This is a genomic window from Methanobrevibacter sp. UBA417 (genome assembly GCF_002508845.1).
In the GTDB taxonomy this organism is placed as follows: domain Archaea; phylum Methanobacteriota; class Methanobacteria; order Methanobacteriales; family Methanobacteriaceae; genus Methanobrevibacter_A; species Methanobrevibacter_A acididurans.
The window spans coordinates 59,281-77,343 of sequence record NZ_DAZC01000027.1 but is presented as its reverse complement, the minus strand read 5'-3'; the positions used below and the strand labels follow the sequence as shown (position 1 = coordinate 77,343).

The window sequence follows — 18,063 nt, the reverse complement described above, 5'->3', positions numbered from 1 at the left end:
TATATATTATTAATTTAATTTTATATGTAAATAAAATTTTATATATTATAAAAAAAGATTTTAATTTTTCTAATTATTTGTTTTGTTAATTTTGAGTTTGTTTTTTTTAGAAATGTTTATAAACATAATTAATAACAATAGTTATATAGAGATTTTTTTAAACATATAAAAAAATATTATTAAATATAAAAACTTGGAGTGAAAAAATGGTTATAATAATTGGATCTGGGGCTGGAGGAGCTATAATTGCAATGGAATTAGCAAAATCCAATATACCAGTCACAATAATAGAAAAAGGACCATACATAAAAACTAAAGATGCAATCAATTACTATGATAAATCATATGAAAATATGGATTTATTAAAAACAACATGTGTTGGAGGATCCACAATAGTCTCAGCAGGAAATGGAGTAAGAATCTTAGAAAAAGAATTCAAAAATATTGGAATTGATTTATCAAATGAATATAATCAAGTTGAAAAACTTCTTAACATCCATGAAATGGATGATGACCATATAGGCAAAGGAACTCAAAAATTCATCGATATCTCAAAACAATATGGTTTTAAAACACAAAAAATGCCTAAATTTATAAGAGATTCAGAATGTAAAATTTGTGGAAAATGTTCATTTGGGTGTCCGCAAGATGCTAAATGGAGTTCAAAAGATTTTATTGATATAGCTATTAAAAATAATGCAGAATTATTAACAAATACCGAAGCCACAAAAATAATAATAGAAAATGGACAATTAAAAGGAGTAGAAATTAAAAAAGATAATAAAACAAGAATCATAAAATCTAAAGAAATAATACTCGCAGCTGGAGCTATAAATTCTGCAATAATACTTCAAAATTCAGGAATAAACGCAGGAAGAAAATTATTCATAGATCCATTTGTAACTGTAGGAGGATTATTAAAAGATATTCATTATAATACAGAAGTTCAAATGAATGCTTTAGCCATAGGAAATGATTATATTTTATCCCCACACTTTTCTACATATGCTGCATCATTCCTTAAAGAAAATGGTTATGATATTGAGAATAAAGATATATTAAGTATAATGGTTAAAATTCCAGATGATGGACTTGGAAAAATAGAAAATGGGAAAGTAATCAAATATAATTCTATAAATGATATAAAGCGTTTAGCTGAAGGTTCAGCTGCTGCGGGTGCAATATTAACTACAGCAGGAGTAGATCCAACAACAATTACTTCAACCGTTTTTAGAGGAGCACATCCTGGAGGTACTGCTGCAATTGGTGAGGTTGTTGATAAAAATCTTCAAACCAATATAACTGGTTTATATGTAGCGGATGCAAGTGTTATACCTTGGTCCCCTGGAAAACCCCCTATATTACTCATATTAGCTTTAGCATTAAGATTAGCAAATCATTTAATTGAAGAATATTCATAATAAAATTTTTTCTTTATTTTTTTTAAAATAGTTTATTTATCTCTTCTTCATTTATTATTCTTTCACAATAATGGCATCTAAGAAGTAAAGGGTCTTTTTTTATAACATAAAACTTACTTTTTATTGGTTCTGGAGTGTTACTAATACATTTAGGATTAATACATTTAATGATAGATTCTAATTCATTTCTAAGAGTAACTTGAGCTTTAGAAATAATTTCATAATCTCTTATAATATTTATAGTTGCATTAGGTGAAATTAACGCAATTTGATCTAATTCATCATTATCTAATTCTCTATTTTCTATCTTAACAATATCTTTTTTACCTCCATCACCAGAAGAAACATTTATTGCTAAAGAAACATTAGATTCTCCATCAGGAAGTCCTAAAATTCTCATTACATATAATGATTTATTTGCTGTAATGTGATCAATTACAGTACCATCTTTAATAGGTTTAACTTTAAGCTCAGGTTTTATCATAATAACATCTATATAAAATAATTTATTTAAAATTTATGAAAAAAAGTATTAATCTAATAAGATTAGTTTTAAAAAAATATTTAAAAAAAAAGAAGTTAAGGATAATAAATATCCTTAAGCTATGAAAGATTCTATAAATTTAGCATATGCAGGTCTTGTAATGAATACTCCAATAAGTACACCTAATATTGTGGTAAATGCAAAACCAGCAATAGTACCTATACCACTACTACCTCTAGCAAATCCAATATATGTTAAAGGTAACATAGCTGCAATTAAAGTACCTGCAGAAGCAAATATAATGAATAATGCATTTTTAACATTCATTCTTGCTCGAACATGTTTATGTTTTGATTTATCAGATTGATGTGTAAGTACTTCATCCGTGATAATAATTTGATCGTCAATACCCGTACCAACACTTGCAATTAAACCCGCTATTGCAGCCAAATCAATATTCCAACTAATTAATGATGCAACACCTAAAACAATCAGCACTTCTGATAAACTTGTTATCATTATAGGAACAACTAATATTGGTTTTCTATACCGAATATACACAATTCCACTAATTACTAATATTGCTAATAACCCTGCAATACATGTACCTTCTAAAAATTCCTGACCTAATTCAGCGGAAATCGTATTTGAACCAACAACATGAACTTTGACTGGTAATGATCCTGTTTTAAGTACAGTATAAACCGTATTTGCTTTAGATTGGGTTTCTTGAACAGTATCTTCACTACCCGTAACCTCTAAATCGGTAACAGGTTCACCAGTAGCTAATTCTGCAGATAAACTTGGAGGATCATTATCTATAGGTTTACCATCTAAGTACATTACTACCTTTTGCCCAGATTTACCTTTAGCCACATCAGCAAAATGTTTAGCTCCATCTGTTGTCAAAGTAAATGGCACAATCCAAGAAGTTTCTCCTTGTACTTTATAACTATCAACACTCGCAACATCATTTCCAGTTAAAGCTGTTTGATTATCAATTTTAGCAGTAAATACTCCAGGATTACCAATCAAACGCTCAACTTCAGAAGGAGACTTACCAGCCATTTCAATAATTACTCTTTGATCTCCACTTTCACGAACTTTTACATCTGAAACTCCATATAAATTAAGACGTTTATCAAGAACAGTTGTGACAGTTTTCATAGTACTACTATTAACTGGTTCATCTAATTGTAACTGGATGGAAGATCCACCTTTTAAATCTAAACCTTCATCAATTCCTAAAGCCGCTACACTAATTATACTAATTAAAATAAATGCAATTAACAGAATTACTTGTTTATCTCTCAAAAACTCTTTAATTTTCTTCTTGTTTTTCATTCTGATCTCTCCAGATAAACTCTTAAAATTGTTAAATTCATACACCAAGTTGTAAGTATATCAGCACATAGGCCTAAAATAAGTACAGATGAAATACTAGTTAATGTAGAAGCTTCAGGTATTAAAAATGCTGTAACAATATATAATACAACCATAGCAGATATAGCTGATATTGACATTGTTAAACCAGTTTCCATAGCATCACTTGCTCTTTTAACTACAGTTCCGTCATGTCTTTTCAGTAATCGAGTAGTAAGTAAAATATCTGTGTCAACACTGTAACCAATAAGCATTAATAATGCACCAACAGATGCTATACTTAAAGGTATTTTGAATAAAGCCATTCCTCCAATAGCAATTACAATATCGCATAATGCTGCAAGAATAACCGCAACAGAAGGCACAGGCTCTCTAAATACAATAAATACAGTTATTGCCATAAATATAAATGCAAATAATAATGCCCAATAAACTTGACCCATTGCTTCTTGACTTAATACTGGCCCAATTGCATTAAAACTCGCAACTTTTCCATTATCTCCTAAAGCTGAAGTAAATGCCGTATCGTTAATACCATTACTTATATCAACAGTAACTTTCTTTGAATCGGCTCCATTACTATAAACACTAATATCAGAGGTATTTAAACTATCGGATAATTGAGATTGCAAAGCACTTGGACTAATATTACTAGTTAATTGAACTTCTGCAGTGGAACCTCCTTTTAATTCAATACCTTGATCAACACCTACAAAAGCAATAAGTGCTAATGCTATAATAGTTATAATTATTGGAACGAAAATTACTTTTTTGTAAGATTCCATAAATTTTTCAAACATTTCTATTCATAACCATATAATTTTTAAAACTAATTTTTTCTAATAAAAAAATAGTTAATATATTTTAATTTAAAATTAATAATTCAATAATTATAATAAAATAAAGTGTTTAATCTTATTAAAAATCAATTATTAATTTTAAATTGTTTTATAATGTAATAATCTAGCTGTAATTTAAAATAAATTAATTATAATGAAAATCTTTCATATATGTTTAAAGTTAGATTATAAATATATTATATGAATAAAGATTTAAAGTTTTGTATAAAACTTAAAAAATAATAAAAATAGATAATTTTTAAAATATAAAAAATTAGTATATATAAATTTTAACTGTAAATACTTAAATCCAATAATCTTGCAATATTAAAACTATCATCTGCAATTTGATTTAAATTTTTATCTTTAGTTTTAAGAGTAAAAGTTTCTATTACACGCCCACCTCTAACTTCTACCTTTTCACTCATTCTTTTAATAGCATTTTTGCCGCCAGAATTGGACATAGTAGCGAATAAAACAACATCTTTTCCTTTCAAATCTAATTTATCTATTAAAGTAATTATTGCAGGAACTGGATTACTAGCCCATGTAGGAGTTCCAATATAAATCAAATCATAATCAGAAATATTAATATTAGAAGGAGTAATTTCAGTTTTACTTTCCCTAAAAGCATCTATACTAGAACTAAATTTACTAAAAAATCCACTTCGTTTCTTAATATCTTTAACTCTAATAATATCACTAGATAATTCATGTGCTAAAGTTTCAGCAACTATTTTAGTATTTTCACTTTTTGAATAATATATAATTAAAGTTTTCATGCTTTCATGTTCCATTTTTTTTCTAAATTTTCAATAATAAACATCAAATATTTAAGGGTGCATACCATAAGTTTCTAAACCTTCAGTTTCATCAAATCCACATAAAAGATTCATATTATGGATAGCTTGACCAGAAGCCCCTTTAACTAAATTATCAATAGCAGATACAATTACTAATCTGCCAGTTTCATCAATCTCAAAACATCCTATATGAATATAATTAGATCCACGAACAGAACTTAAACGTGGCATTTCTCCTTCGTCCATAATTTTCACGAAAGGTTCATCTTTATACTGGTTAATATAAATATCACGTATTTCTTCACTACTAATATCATTATATTCATCTTTTAAAAAACTATGATTTGTAGTTAAAATGCCTCGAATCACAGGAACTAAATGAGGAGTAAAAGATACTTTAACATCAGAAAATAATCCTAATTCTTGCTGAATTTCAGGCATATGTCTATGACTAGTTACTTTATAAGGGTTAATATTATCTCCAATATTCGGATAATGACTTGATTCTGTAGGTTTAATACCAGATCCACTAACTCCAGATTTACTATCAAAAATACATCTACTTAACATTTTTGCTTTTGATAAAGGAAAAGCAGATAATATGGATCCAGTTGTGAAACATCCTGGATTAGCAACAAGTTTAGCTTTTTTAATCTCTTTTCTATGAATTTCTGGAAGACCATATACAGCATTTATTTTACCAGTATGTTTAAAACCATACCATTTTTCATAAATATCATAATCATTAAATCTGTAATCTCCACTTAAATCAATGACTTTAGCACCAGTATCTAAAAGTTCTGGAACAATCTTCATTGAAGCTCCATGGGGGGTTGCTGTAAAAACAATATCAGCATTAATATCACTTAATTTTTTATTACTAAATTTTAAACCAGTATCCCTAAGATTAGGATGAACTTTATGTAGAGGGATGTTATCATATTTTCTAGAAGTAATATCTGTTATTTTCACTTCTGGATGGTTTAATAAAAATCTAATTAATTCTCCACCAGTATATCCACTTGCCCCTATAATAGCTACGTCTATCATTTTTTTTACACCAATAAAATAATAATTTATATTATGTTTTATTTTATATAAACTCTTTTTCTTTTGATTAAATTAATATATCGCAATGTTTTTGTATCATAATTTAAAATTTAATTAATTTTAATAGATTCTTTTTCAGAGTTAACAATCTTTTAAATTTTCTTTACCATAATTTGTTTCTTTAATCTTTTTTATAATTTTACAACTACTATCTAAATCTGCTTTATGGTAACTTTTTACTTTTTTAACTTCAATATTTAAATTCCTATCCTTCAAACTTTTTCGAAGTTTATCTAAATCAAAATCTTGATCTGCACCTATAGCTATTATGTCAGGTTTTATTTCTTCAACTATTTTAAACATATCTCCATCATGCCCAAGGTAAGCTTCATCTACGGGTTTTAAATATTTCACCATTTCTAATCGTTGTTTCTCATTTATAATAGGTATTCTTTTTCGTTTTTTAACTGTTGAATCTTTAGCTACTACAACTACTAATTCAGCATTCTCGCCACCTAACTCTTTAGCTTTTTCTAAATATAAACCATGACCTGGGTGGATTATGTCAAAAGTACCACTTGCCATTACTTTCATTTTAGAATTCACCTTTTAAACTTTGATATTTTAATGCATCATCTATTTTGATTTTATCTTTATACAATGCTGAACCTATTACAATACCCTTAACTCCAGTTTTAGATAATTTTTTAACATCTTCTATTGTAGTTATCCCTCCAGAGTAAACAATTGGAATATTTACAGATTTTACTAATTTTAATATAGGGTCTATGTTAAAACCATTAAGTAAACCTTCTACATCCACATTTGTGAATAATATACTTCCAGCACCATATTCTTCAAATTCTTTACTAATTTCTGTAGCGGTTTTATTAATCTTTTCTTGCCATCCTTTTATAACAACTTTAGAATTTTTACTATCTAAAGAAATCATTATCCTATCTGCACCATATTCTTCAGATAATTTGGTTATTGTTTCGGGGTGTTTGATTCCCATTGTGCCAATAATTAATCTTTCAATATCTAAATTAAGTAAATTTTCAGCATATTCAATACTTCTTATACCTCCACCTAATTGAATAGGAACATTTACTTCATTTAATATTTTTTTAATAGTTTCAATATTAGTTTCACCATTTAAAGTCCCATCTAAATCAATTACATGAACAGTATTAGCACCTTTATCTTCCCAATACTTTGCAACTTTCTCAGGATTATTAATCACTACTTGTTCGGTTCCAGGTTCGCCCTGAACTAATTGAACACATTTTCCACCTTTAATATCCACTGCAGGCATTATTAACATTTCATCTTTTTTAAACATATTAAAAACCATTTATTTAAGAAAATTTTAATAAAAAAATTTTAATTTTTAAATAATATATACTACTTTAATATTTAAAAGGTATGATATATATTTATAATTACAAAAAAATTTTGCAAAGGATTTAATAAAAATGAAGAGAACAGCATTAAAAATTGGTTATATTGGTACAAATTTTCATGGATTCCAAAGACAACCTAATCTTAGGACAATAGAGGAAGAACTTATTAATACTTTGCAAAGATTAGAATATTTTGATGATTTAAAAAAAGCAAGATTCCGTATTGCAGGTCGAACAGACAAGGGTGTTCACAGTTTAGGTAATGTGATTAGTTTTCAAAGTGAAAAAGAAGTACTTGTAAATCAAATCAATACAAATCTTCCAGATGATATTCAAATATTAGGAAAAGCTCCTGTACGTTTTGGTTTTAAACCTCGTTATGCTCAAATGAGACAATACCGGTATGTTTTATTTGATTCAGATTTAAATATGGATTTATTACATCAATGTGCAGATATTTTTAAAGGAACACATAATTTTATAAATTTTTCAAAAAGAGAACAAAAAACACCTATAAGAACTATAGAAGATATAAAGATTTCAACACCATTATTCAATGAAGAATTAAAATTTAAAAATAATAATTTAACTAATTTAAATAATTCTTGTTCCCCCATATTTATCGATATATTTGGAGAAAGTTTTCTGTGGAATATGGTACGTAAAATGATGAGAATCTTTGTTTTAGTAGGTAAAGAAAAATTATCATTAGAACAAGTTGAAAGATTATTAAATCCAAAAATCAATGAAGAAAAAGCATGTATTAAAGTTATGGATGCTGATCAATTAATCTTAATGAATATTCAATATGATAATATAAATTTTTCAAATGATGATTATGCTATTGAAAGATTTAAAAGAATATTAACAAAAAATCTACTAAATTATCAACGGAACTATTCTTTAACTGAAAGTATAATTAATTCATTAAATGATATTTAACAAATTCAAGCTTCTTTAAATATATTAAAATAATTAATAAATTATTATAGTTACATTAAATATAATCGTTAATATAAACTAATGGATTTTTTCTAACTACTCCCACTAAATTTTTTAAATAGGGAGTTTTACTAAAAATTAACATGATAAGATACGGAATTATGAAAGCTATAAAGAAACATATCCAAGACATGTAATAAAAATTACTTGGAGTAAAATATACTTTCATTATTATTCCAATTATAAATTCATACATAAGAAATATTCCTATAGTTATCTTAGATAAATGCATTAAAAATTTATAATATAATCTGTTTTTATTTTCCTTTTTATAGATACTTGTTGCATTTTTCAAGAATATGAATAAACCAGCGGATTGTAAAATCATATAAACACTATAACGATTGAATATAGTTATATCATTACCGGGACTAATTGCAGGTGATAAAATTGGTAATAATATGCTCATCAATATAAATAAAACTAATCCAAAATTTTTATTGTTAAATATCTTCCATCTAGTATTCATTAAATAGTAACCTAATATAACAAATCCAATAGGTCCCATAAAATAATTAATATATAATGCTAAATCTATATTGAATGTACTTTTTAATAAGCAAACTATTAACCAAATAACTAAAAAATATTCTGCCTCTCTAAGAGGAGTATTCTGAACCCAAGATTTAAGTATAGGTAAGAAAAGGTAAACCCCAAAAATTAACCACATATAACTATATTGAGTTGAAAACCAAGATTGTGCAAAGAATACACTTTTAAAAAGATCATAAAAACCGAGAACAGTAAAAGATTTTATACCGAAAAAATTCATTAGTTCAGGGTGGAATCCACATATTATTATAACAAGTACTGTAAGTAGTATTGAAAAAAATATTAAAGGAGTAGCCATACCCCAAAATCTATCTTCTAAAAATTCTCTTATTCTCCAATTTTCTTGCAAAAAACTTCCAACTAACATTAAAAAAAGTGGAACTCCAAAATTAAATGAAGAATTTCCAATATCTGCAAGTAACCAATTAATATTTGCAAAATTAGGTGTTGCTGTCATCACTGGAGGGTATATGCATACATGTGAAAAAATTAAAGATATTATAGCAATAGGGGGTAAAATTTTAAAAAAATTGTTTGATAATAGTGGTTCCTTTACTTTTTCCATGCTGTATCAACTCATTCTAAAATTAAAATTAGAGTATTATTTAAAAATTAATATTTTTAGTTAATTTATTAAAAATAGTTATTATATAATTTTTTTATCAAACTTATTTATAACTTTTTTGCTCTTTTTTACAATTTTTGTCAAAAAATTAGGATGATTTTAGTTTGAATCTTATTTTTATTTTTAACATAATTTATTAATATTTTAAATTCACTAAAAATGTTAAATTCATTATATTTAAATGATTTAAAATTAAAATTAATCAATAATTAATAAAAAATATTATAAAAAATTTATAAATTAATAATATTTTTTTTCATTGGAGATAATTTATGAAGATATCTATTGTACTTGGAACAAGACCTGAAATAATTAAAATGGCTTCTGTTATGGATGAAATAATAGATCGAGGTCATGAATTACTTTTAATTCATACAGGCCAACATTATGATAAAGAAATGTCTGAAACATTTTTTAAAGATTTAAAATTACCTTTACCAAATTATAATATTCATGTAGGATCTGGATCTCATGGTAAACAAACAGGTAAAATGATGGAAGGAATTGAAAAGGTTTTAATTAAAGAAAAACCTGATATTTTACTTGTTCAAGGAGATACTAATGCAGTACTTGCAGGAGCATTAGTAGCAGTTAAATTACATATACCTGTAGGCCATGTAGAAGCAGGTCTTAGATCATTTGATGAAACAATGCCTGAAGAGATTAATCGTAAAGCAGCGGATGTTTCATCTAAATTATACTTTGTTCCTACAGAAGAATCTGCAATTAATTTAATTAGTGAAGATATTTCTCGTAAACGAGTATTCATAACAGGGAATACAGTAGTTGATGCATGTTATAGAAACTTGCAGATTGCAGAGAATAGGGACATTTCTGAGTATGAAAAAGAATTAGCAGATTTAGATATTGATAATATGGATAATATTCTCACATTAACAATGCATAGAGCAGAAAATGTTGATGTGAAACAACGATTGAACAGTATAATAGATGCACTAATCGAATTAAAAGATATGAATATAATTTTCCCAATCCATCCTAGAACTCGAAAAACACTTGAAAACTTTGGATTATTAGAAAAACTTAATAAATATGATCATATTCATATTATAAAGCCTGTTGGTTATTTAGATTTCCTTGTTCTATTATCTAAATCAACTTTAATCTTAACTGATTCTGGGGGATTACAAGAAGAAGCTATAACTTTAAATATTCCAGCATTAACCTTAAGATATAATACTGAAAGACCTGAAACAGTTTCTGCAGGAGGTAATATTCTTGTAGGTTCTGATAAAGATGTAATTTTAGATAATGCTTCTAAAATTTTAAATAATCCAGATTTTGCAAATAAAATGAAAAATGCTAAAAATCCATATGGAAAAGGAAACACAGCTAATGAAATTTTAACTTGTATAGAAAAATTTTATAAAAATAATAAATTAGCACTAGTTTCACCTGATAAAGTCATGTCAACATTTAATAGGGAAATGAAATTAATCACTGAAGATGTTACAGTTAAAGAATTTGAAGATAAATATAATGCATTAATACAATTTGTTTTCAGTGAAAATGCAATTTTCCCAAGTGATGATTTAAATATTAAAAATAAATTCATATTATATAAAATTTATAGTTAAGTAATTTTATTATTTAACTCAATTATTTTTACCTATTTTTTTTAAGAATATTATATAAAAGAGTAATTTTTATGGTGAGTAATTTAAGTAATTGTGATGAGAATTCAATTCTACTTTTTGAATATTTTACCGCAAATGGAATAAATGATATGTCAATTATATCTGAAGCTACTGGTATGATTAAAGAATTAGCTGATGACTTAAAACATTTAGATATTTACCTTATAGTTTCTAAAAAATTTAAAAATTTATTTGAAGATCTAGACGTTAAAATAATATTTATTAACGAACCATTAATTCATTGGTTAGAAAAGAATGCTTGTAAATTTAAAAAATCGATTTTTATAGCAGATGAAGAAGATGAACATCTATTTAACATAACAAAAATTCTTGAGGATAATCATCTTAAATTATATTGTTCTAATTCAGAAAGTATCATTACTTGTACAAATAAATATTTAACTCATGAATTGTTAAAAAATCTTGTAAATCAACCATTAACTTATAAAATTAAAATTGATTCATATTCCAATTTCAAAAATGAAATTTTAAGTATTTATAATGAATTCAATAAATATAAGGATACTAAATTAATTATTAAGCCTATTAATGGTGTGGATTGTGAAAGAGTATCTTTAATTTCGAAAAAAGATGATTTAATTAATTTTAATAATATTTACCCTAAAGGGACAACTGTTCTTATTCAAAAATATATAGAAGGGTACTCTTGTAGTGTAAGTCTCTTAACTGATGGGGATCATGCAATTCCTTTAAGTTTAAATAAGCAGAATATCTTATTCGGTAAAAAAGATATTTCTTATAATGGTGGGGAGCTTCCATTTAATCATCCATTAAAAAATCAAGCTTTTAAACTTGCAACTGATGCTGTTGAAACCGTTAAAGGCCTTAAAGGTTTTGTTGGTGTGGATTTAATTTTAGGGGAAGAAGTAACCTTTTTAGAAATAAATTCACGATTCACTACACCTTATGTTGGATTAAAAAAACTAGTAAATTTTAATATAGGAGAAACAATAATTAATTTATTAGATAATAAAATTAATATTCAAAAATTAAAAGAAAATATCTTATTAAATGGTAAAGTAAAATTTACTAAAGAAGAAAATGAATTAAAAATTGAAGAATTTAATTAATATTTTTAAAATACGAGGATTATTATTTATGAAAGTAGCAGGTTTTGATATTGGTGGAGCCAATACAGATTTAGCAATAATAGATTTTAAAGACAATGAAATTAAAGAGGTACAAACAGATTTTGAATACCTTCCTATGTGGCGTAAAAGCCAAGAGTTAGGCGAAACTCTTGTAAGATTAATTGAAAATATTTGTCCTTTGGATGAAATTGATGCTGTTGGTATATCTATGACTGCTGAATTAGTTGATGCATATTCAACTAAAAAAGAAGGAGTTTTAGATGTTATTAACAAATCAGAAAAAGAATTCAATGTTCCTGTAGGTATTGTTGGTATTGATGGGATGTTAAGCTCTTCTGATATTAAAAAACAACCGATTAAAGCTGCAGCTGCTAATTGGGTGGCTACTGCAGAAATTGCAGGTATTATGGAAGAAGACTGTGTGTTTGTTGATACTGGAAGTACAACTACTGATATAATACCAGTTAAAAATGGTTCAGAATGTGCTAAGGGACGTTCTGATTTTGAAAGATTAGCAACTGGTGAATTAGTTTATACTGGAACACTTAGAACAAATTTATCCAGTTTCTTAGATAAAATACCATTTGATGGTATGGAGTATAGAGTAGCATCAGAGTTATTTGCAATTACAGCAGATGTTTATACAGTTTTAGATTTAATTTCCCCTAATGATTATGTTTGTGATACTTGTGATGGTCAAGGTAAATCTAAAGAAGAAGCAATGAGAAGAATTTCTAGAGTCTTATGTGCAGATTTAGATATTTTATCTCCTGAGGATATTGTTGAAATTGCACAATATATTCATCAAGCACAAGTTGCACAGATTGCTACTGCTTTAGATGAAGTTGCTTCAAGAGAAAATTTAGACATTGTTATAACAACTGGTTTAGGTAAAGATATTCTATGTAATGAAGCGGCTTTAAGTTTAGATTTAAGAGTTAAACCTATGGATATGTTATTGTCTGATGAAGAATGTGTTGTTGCTCCAGCTATAGGAACTGCTATAATGATGGAAAAATTCATCAGTTAAATTTATTTTTTTGAGGTGGTGATTTGATATGGGAAAAAAGAAAAAATCAAATCTTTTAAAATGGTTATTGATTTTAACAGTAATAATACTAGTTGTTTTTTCTTTTATTAATAATTGTCAAACTACTACTGTAGGTTATAATGATTTAGGGCAAGTTGTCAAATATAATTATTCTCATTATTCAAATCCTGATGTTAAAATTGCTGTTGTTTCTGGTATGCATTCACGTGAATCCCTACATCAATGGGTTTTACCTGAAGTTTGTAAATTTTTAACACTATTTAATAATGTTGAAGTTGATAATTATAAAGTCACTGTTACTTCAAATCCTCAAGATTTTGATATTGGTCGGGCTAATGGTGAATCTTTGGTTCATGATTATGTTGTTGATGATGTAGCTGATTCAGATTATGATTTAGTGATAATTGGTCATGATCATGAAGAAGGTTATGGTGATGGTTATTATATTGCAACACCAAGTATGGATTCTTCCTCTGTTGATTTAGCTTCTGCAGTGATGGAAAAGTTGTCAGATTTTAATTATTATAAACGAAATTCAGACAATTCTGCAAAAAGTTCTAGTATTACATCAGTTGATAATCCAATTGTAGCTACTGGTACTAATTTGTTTGTTTATGAAATACCTGAAGATGATTTTATATTATTTGCTTTTATTAATTCATATAGGTTAATATCAGAATCTTATAATGTTTTAGCTTCATAAACACTAGGTAGCTTTTAAAAATAGTTAAATCTTTATTTTTTGAAGAGTAAATCTTAAAGTTAGTTAGGTCTTTAACTGTTTTATCCTTGTTAAAGCTTAAGAAGGGGATGATTTAAAAACTTTAAGATTTCCTCTAGAAAAATAGACTTTTTATAGTAGTTGCTATTTTTCTAATTAGAAGTTTTTAATTTATATTATTTAATATTTTCTATTTAATTTTATGGCTTGTTTTTTAATTTTTTATTTTATCGATTAAATATTCAATTATTATTCTTATAAATGAATATTTTTATTAGTTTAATCATTTTTTTAATTATTAATATCTTAAGCGATTTTTAATGTTATATTTTGAAAAAATATTAGTTTTAAATGTTTAATATTTAATACCAAACATCTTTTATTCCAAGTAAATAAGCTATTGTATTGGAACTTAAATGTAAAATTAAAGTGATAAATGCTATGATTAAAACGAAATCTATACTTAAAGGCACTATGAATGATATTAAAAGAAGTGACATTATTACGAAGTCTAATTGATCTAAGAAAGGTGCAGGTTTACCACTAGAAATTCCTAAACGTCTTTTAATGAAACTTCCCACAGCATCTCCTAATAATGCACCAAAAGCAAGAATAAATCCTAAAATTAATCCATTAGGTATGCTTTGAAAAACGTTTAGAGTTATTATTCCTCCACTTATTTGGGTTAAATTAATACTTAAAAAACCCTGAATACCTCCAACTAAAGTTCCTAAAATTGTCCCGGAAATAAATCCTTTCCAAGTTACTCCGTTACCTATAATTCTATAACCATCTGAAAGAGTTTTACCTTTATCCATAGGTGTTCCTCCACCAAAAGCAAGACCACTAAGGTTAGAAACATAAGCAGGTAACATAAAATAAATTGCGATTGCACAACTAATTAAAAAATTAACTAAATTAATTACCATAATTGATTTTCCATAATAAAAATATATTTTTGTTATATTAGAATTATTCTCTACAAACTATTTAAATTAGATTGTAATATAAGTAAAACAAAATTTTTTATTAATATTTAAGTTTAAATAGTAGGAATAGTAATATATAATAAAGTTAAGATGTATTTATGTTAATCATTTACTATATAAATGATATGTCTAAACTTAAATTAATTTAAATGTAAAAATTATGCAATATAATTTATAATTTAATACAATAATCATTATTATTTAATTAATTAACATTTTTTATAAAAAATACTTTTAATTTTTTCATTACTTAAAAAATAGTAGGGTTAATAATAAAATTACTCATTATAATTAATTATTCCTATTTTTTATAAAAATTTTAACAAAAACATTTAAAAAGAAGGATTTTTAAAATTATTCGGTGATAAAATGGAAATAAAACAAACTGTTAGTTTATGCCCAACATGTCTTAAACCTGTTCCTGCAGAAGTTTATGAAAAAGATGGAAAAATATTTATTAAAAAAACATGTCCAGAACATGGAGAATTTAATAATACTTATTGGGGATCTTCTGATCTTTATGGAAAATTAGAAAAATATACTCCTCTAATAAAACCAGCAGATAATCCTCAAGTCGAAAAAAAAGGTGGCTGTCCGAATAATTGTGGAATTTGTGAACAACACGAATCAACAACAGTTTTAGGATTAATTGATGTTACAAATAGATGTAATTTAAGATGTCCAATATGCTTTGCAAATGCAGCAGCTTCTAAATCATTATATGAACCTACTTTTGATGAAATTAAAGAAATGCTTCAAAATTTAAGAAACATTGAACCAAGAGGATGTCCAGCTATACAATTCGCAGGTGGAGAACCAACTGTAAGAAAAGATTTACCTGAATTAATTAAATTAGCTATTGATTTAGGATTTTCCCATACTCAAATTGCTACAAATGGTATACGATTAGCTAAAAAAGAAGGTTATGCTAAAGAATTACGTGAAACTGGTTTAAATACAGTTTACTTACAATTTGATGGTGTTACAGAAGAACCTTATCTCGTTGCTAGAAACAAAAACTTATTATCTGTTAAATTAGAAGCAATTGAAAAATGTAGAGAAGCAGGTTTAGGAATAGTTCTAGTACCTACTTTAGTTAAAGGCATAAACGATGATCAAGTTGGAGATATCCTAAGATTTGCAATGAAAAATATAGATATCATACATGGAGTTAATTTCCAACCAGTATCATTTTCAGGAAGAACTCCTCATGAAGAAGTAGAAAAACAAAGAATCACCATCCCAGATTTCATTAATTTAGTGGATGAACAAACAAATCATGATATTATACCTGATGATTTCTACCCTCCTTCATTTGTTCAACCAATTTCACGTTTTGCAGGAGCATTACAAGGATCAGAACCTCCAGTTTACTTAAATTGTCATGAACATTGTGGTGTTGGAACATATGCATTCTTACAAGGGGATGAAGTTATTCCAGTAACTCGGTTTATAGATGTAGAAAAATTAATGGATTTATTAAACAAATATACTGATGAACTAGAAGAAGGAGGTTTTGGAAAACAAAAAAGAGTTATTGCCAAAGCTATTAAAAATGTCCCTAATGTAGTAGATTCTGATAAGACACCTGATATTTTAAATATGAAAAAAATATTACTAGATATTTTTAAAGAAAGATCTTATGAATCTGTTGGAGAATTCCATAAACACGCATTACTTGTTTCATGTATGCACTTTATGGATCCATTTAATTTCGATGCAGATAGAGTAAGAAAATGTATAATTCATTATGCAGTTCCTGATGGTAGAATAATACCATTTTGTACAATGAACTCTATTTACAGATCAGAAATAGAAAAAGAATTTTCAACCCCTCTTAAATCAAAATTACTCCAATATAATGATAAAACTTCAAAAGAAGAATAATCTTTTAAGTTTAAATTTTAATTTTTTTCAATATTTTAACAAAAAATAAAAACTTGATGATTTCAATGATGATAAAAACCCCTTCTAGATTACATATGACATTAATAGATTTAAATGGATCATATGGCCGATTTGATGGTGGAGTAGGATTAACTCTAGCTAATCCTCATTTTATATTAAAAAGTGAGGAAACTGAAAAAGGTATCACTATAGGCTTTGATGATAACATAACAAATCCTGAAATATTAGATGAATGTATTACAAAAATTTCTAACTCTGCAGAAAGAGTTATAAATCATTTTAATATTGAATCTGGTTTCCATTTTCAGGTTAAACAAGCATATTTCCCTCATTCTGGTTTAGGTTCTGGAACACAAATTTCTCTTGCTACTGGAAAATTAATATGTGAACATATTGGTCAAAATATTTTATCTCCTAATTTAGGAGCTATTGTTGGAAGAGGGGGAACTTCAGGTATTGGTACTTTCTCTTTTGACTTAGGTGGTTTCATTGCTGATGGAGGGCATAGTTCTAAAGAAAAATCAACATTTTTACCTTCTTCCGCTTCTGGAGCTAGACCTCCACATCTTATTGGACAATATGATTTTCCAGAAGATTGGAATATTTTGATAGCCCTTCCTAGTGCAGATAATAGTGTTACTGGAAATAAAGAAGTTAATATTTTTCAACATTATTGTCCTGTACCTAAAAATGAAGTGGAACAAATCTCTCATGTTGTTTTCATGAATCTTATACCATATTTATTAGAACATGATATTGAAAATTTTGGTGCTAGTATTGACATGATTCAAACAAGAGGTTTCAAAAAAATAGAAGTGAGTCTTCAACCTCCTAAACTTGTAAATTTAATGAATTTTATGCGTGATAATGGTGCTTATGGTGTTGGAATGAGTTCATTTGGACCTGTAACTTATACTATTTATGATAAAAGTAATAAAGATATAGTTAAAGCAACTGAAGAATATCTTGATGGTGACGGTATAGTTATAACAACTAAAGCACAAAATCATGGTTATGAGTTAACAAAATAAGATAAAATATTTTTTCTTACAAAAAAAGTGA

At 26.6% G+C, this 18,063-nt stretch carries 17 protein-coding genes; 8 read left to right on the top strand and 9 right to left on the bottom strand.

Annotated elements, in window-relative coordinates; all coding sequences use genetic code 11:
* Window positions 1–206: 206 nt before the first annotated feature.
* Entirely contained in the window at window positions 207–1,421 is a 1,215-nt protein-coding gene (locus BP769_RS04940) for a GMC family oxidoreductase N-terminal domain-containing protein (protein WP_413825102.1), read from the top strand.
* Between the two features lie 22 nt (window positions 1,422–1,443).
* Here the strand turns inward: BP769_RS04940 and pyrI are convergent, their stop codons facing one another.
* The 7 genes from pyrI to hisA all read right to left on the bottom strand — a co-directional run bounded on the left by pyrI (window position 1,444) and on the right by hisA (window position 7,322).
* Complete coding sequence (pyrI, locus tag BP769_RS04935; RefSeq protein WP_413825099.1) at window positions 1,444–1,905, bottom strand: aspartate carbamoyltransferase regulatory subunit; 462 nt, start codon at window positions 1,903–1,905, stop codon at window positions 1,444–1,446.
* A 114-nt stretch (window positions 1,906–2,019) separates the two neighbouring features.
* A complete protein-coding gene (locus tag BP769_RS04930) occupies window positions 2,020–3,249 on the bottom strand; it encodes a preprotein translocase subunit SecD (protein WP_413862175.1) in 1,230 nt (409 codons plus the stop codon).
* On the bottom strand, window positions 3,246–4,088 hold the full coding sequence (locus BP769_RS04925) for a protein translocase subunit SecF (RefSeq protein WP_413825094.1): 843 nt from the start codon (window positions 4,086–4,088) through the stop codon (window positions 3,246–3,248). The genes BP769_RS04930 and BP769_RS04925 overlap by 4 nt, the downstream gene beginning before the upstream one ends.
* Window positions 4,089–4,417: 329 nt before the next feature.
* Entirely contained in the window at window positions 4,418–4,909 is a 492-nt protein-coding gene (locus tag BP769_RS04920; protein ID WP_413825296.1) for a flavodoxin family protein, read from the bottom strand.
* A gap of 51 nt (window positions 4,910–4,960) precedes the next feature.
* Window positions 4,961–5,980 (bottom strand): N-acetyl-gamma-glutamyl-phosphate reductase, encoded by a 1,020-nt coding sequence (argC, locus tag BP769_RS04915; protein ID WP_413825091.1) that lies wholly within the window; start codon window positions 5,978–5,980, stop codon window positions 4,961–4,963.
* Window positions 5,981–6,121: 141 nt separating this feature from the next.
* Complete coding sequence (locus BP769_RS04910; protein ID WP_413825293.1) at window positions 6,122–6,565, bottom strand: adenylyltransferase/cytidyltransferase family protein; 444 nt, start codon at window positions 6,563–6,565, stop codon at window positions 6,122–6,124.
* Window positions 6,566–6,575: 10 nt separating this feature from the next.
* A complete protein-coding gene (gene hisA / locus BP769_RS04905; RefSeq protein ID WP_413825088.1) occupies window positions 6,576–7,322 on the bottom strand; it encodes a 1-(5-phosphoribosyl)-5-[(5-phosphoribosylamino)methylideneamino]imidazole-4-carboxamide isomerase in 747 nt (248 codons plus the stop codon).
* Between the two features lie 133 nt (window positions 7,323–7,455).
* On the opposite strand from hisA, the gene truA reads away from it, so the two are divergent.
* Window positions 7,456–8,325 carry a tRNA pseudouridine(38-40) synthase TruA gene (truA, locus tag BP769_RS04900; RefSeq protein WP_413825086.1) on the top strand — a complete coding sequence of 290 codons (870 nt, stop codon included), beginning with the start codon at window positions 7,456–7,458 and terminating at the stop codon, window positions 8,323–8,325.
* A gap of 55 nt (window positions 8,326–8,380) precedes the next feature.
* Here the strand turns inward: truA and BP769_RS04895 are convergent, their stop codons facing one another.
* A complete protein-coding gene (locus tag BP769_RS04895) occupies window positions 8,381–9,502 on the bottom strand; it encodes an acyltransferase (protein ID WP_413825084.1) in 1,122 nt (373 codons plus the stop codon).
* Window positions 9,503–9,834: 332 nt separating this feature from the next.
* Here BP769_RS04895 and wecB point away from each other — a divergent pair, with 332 nt between their 5' ends.
* The 4 genes from wecB (at window position 9,835) to BP769_RS04875 (ending at window position 14,086) form a co-directional block, all read left to right on the top strand.
* Window positions 9,835–11,160, top strand: a complete 1,326-nt coding sequence (gene wecB / locus BP769_RS04890; RefSeq protein ID WP_413825082.1) for a non-hydrolyzing UDP-N-acetylglucosamine 2-epimerase — start codon at window positions 9,835–9,837, stop codon at window positions 11,158–11,160.
* A gap of 71 nt (window positions 11,161–11,231) precedes the next feature.
* Complete coding sequence (locus BP769_RS04885) at window positions 11,232–12,311, top strand: ATP-grasp domain-containing protein (RefSeq protein ID WP_413825080.1); 1,080 nt, start codon at window positions 11,232–11,234, stop codon at window positions 12,309–12,311.
* Window positions 12,312–12,339: 28 nt separating this feature from the next.
* Window positions 12,340–13,362, top strand: coding sequence for a hydantoinase/oxoprolinase family protein (locus tag BP769_RS04880; protein ID WP_413825078.1), 1,023 nt, complete (start codon window positions 12,340–12,342; stop codon window positions 13,360–13,362).
* Window positions 13,363–13,390: 28 nt separating this feature from the next.
* Entirely contained in the window at window positions 13,391–14,086 is a 696-nt protein-coding gene (locus tag BP769_RS04875; RefSeq protein WP_413825076.1) for a hypothetical protein, read from the top strand.
* 380 nt (window positions 14,087–14,466) lie between these two features.
* On the opposite strand, the gene BP769_RS04870 is transcribed toward BP769_RS04875, so the two are convergent.
* Window positions 14,467–15,033, bottom strand: a complete 567-nt coding sequence (locus tag BP769_RS04870) for a CDP-2,3-bis-(O-geranylgeranyl)-sn-glycerol synthase (protein ID WP_413825073.1) — start codon at window positions 15,031–15,033, stop codon at window positions 14,467–14,469.
* A 429-nt stretch (window positions 15,034–15,462) separates the two neighbouring features.
* On the opposite strand from BP769_RS04870, the gene tes reads away from it, so the two are divergent.
* Entirely contained in the window at window positions 15,463–16,980 is a 1,518-nt protein-coding gene (tes, locus tag BP769_RS04865; RefSeq protein WP_413825070.1) for a tetraether lipid synthase Tes, read from the top strand.
* 65 nt (window positions 16,981–17,045) lie between these two features.
* Complete coding sequence (locus BP769_RS04860) at window positions 17,046–18,032, top strand: beta-ribofuranosylaminobenzene 5'-phosphate synthase (protein WP_413825068.1); 987 nt, start codon at window positions 17,046–17,048, stop codon at window positions 18,030–18,032.
* Window positions 18,033–18,063: the final 31 nt, after the last annotated feature.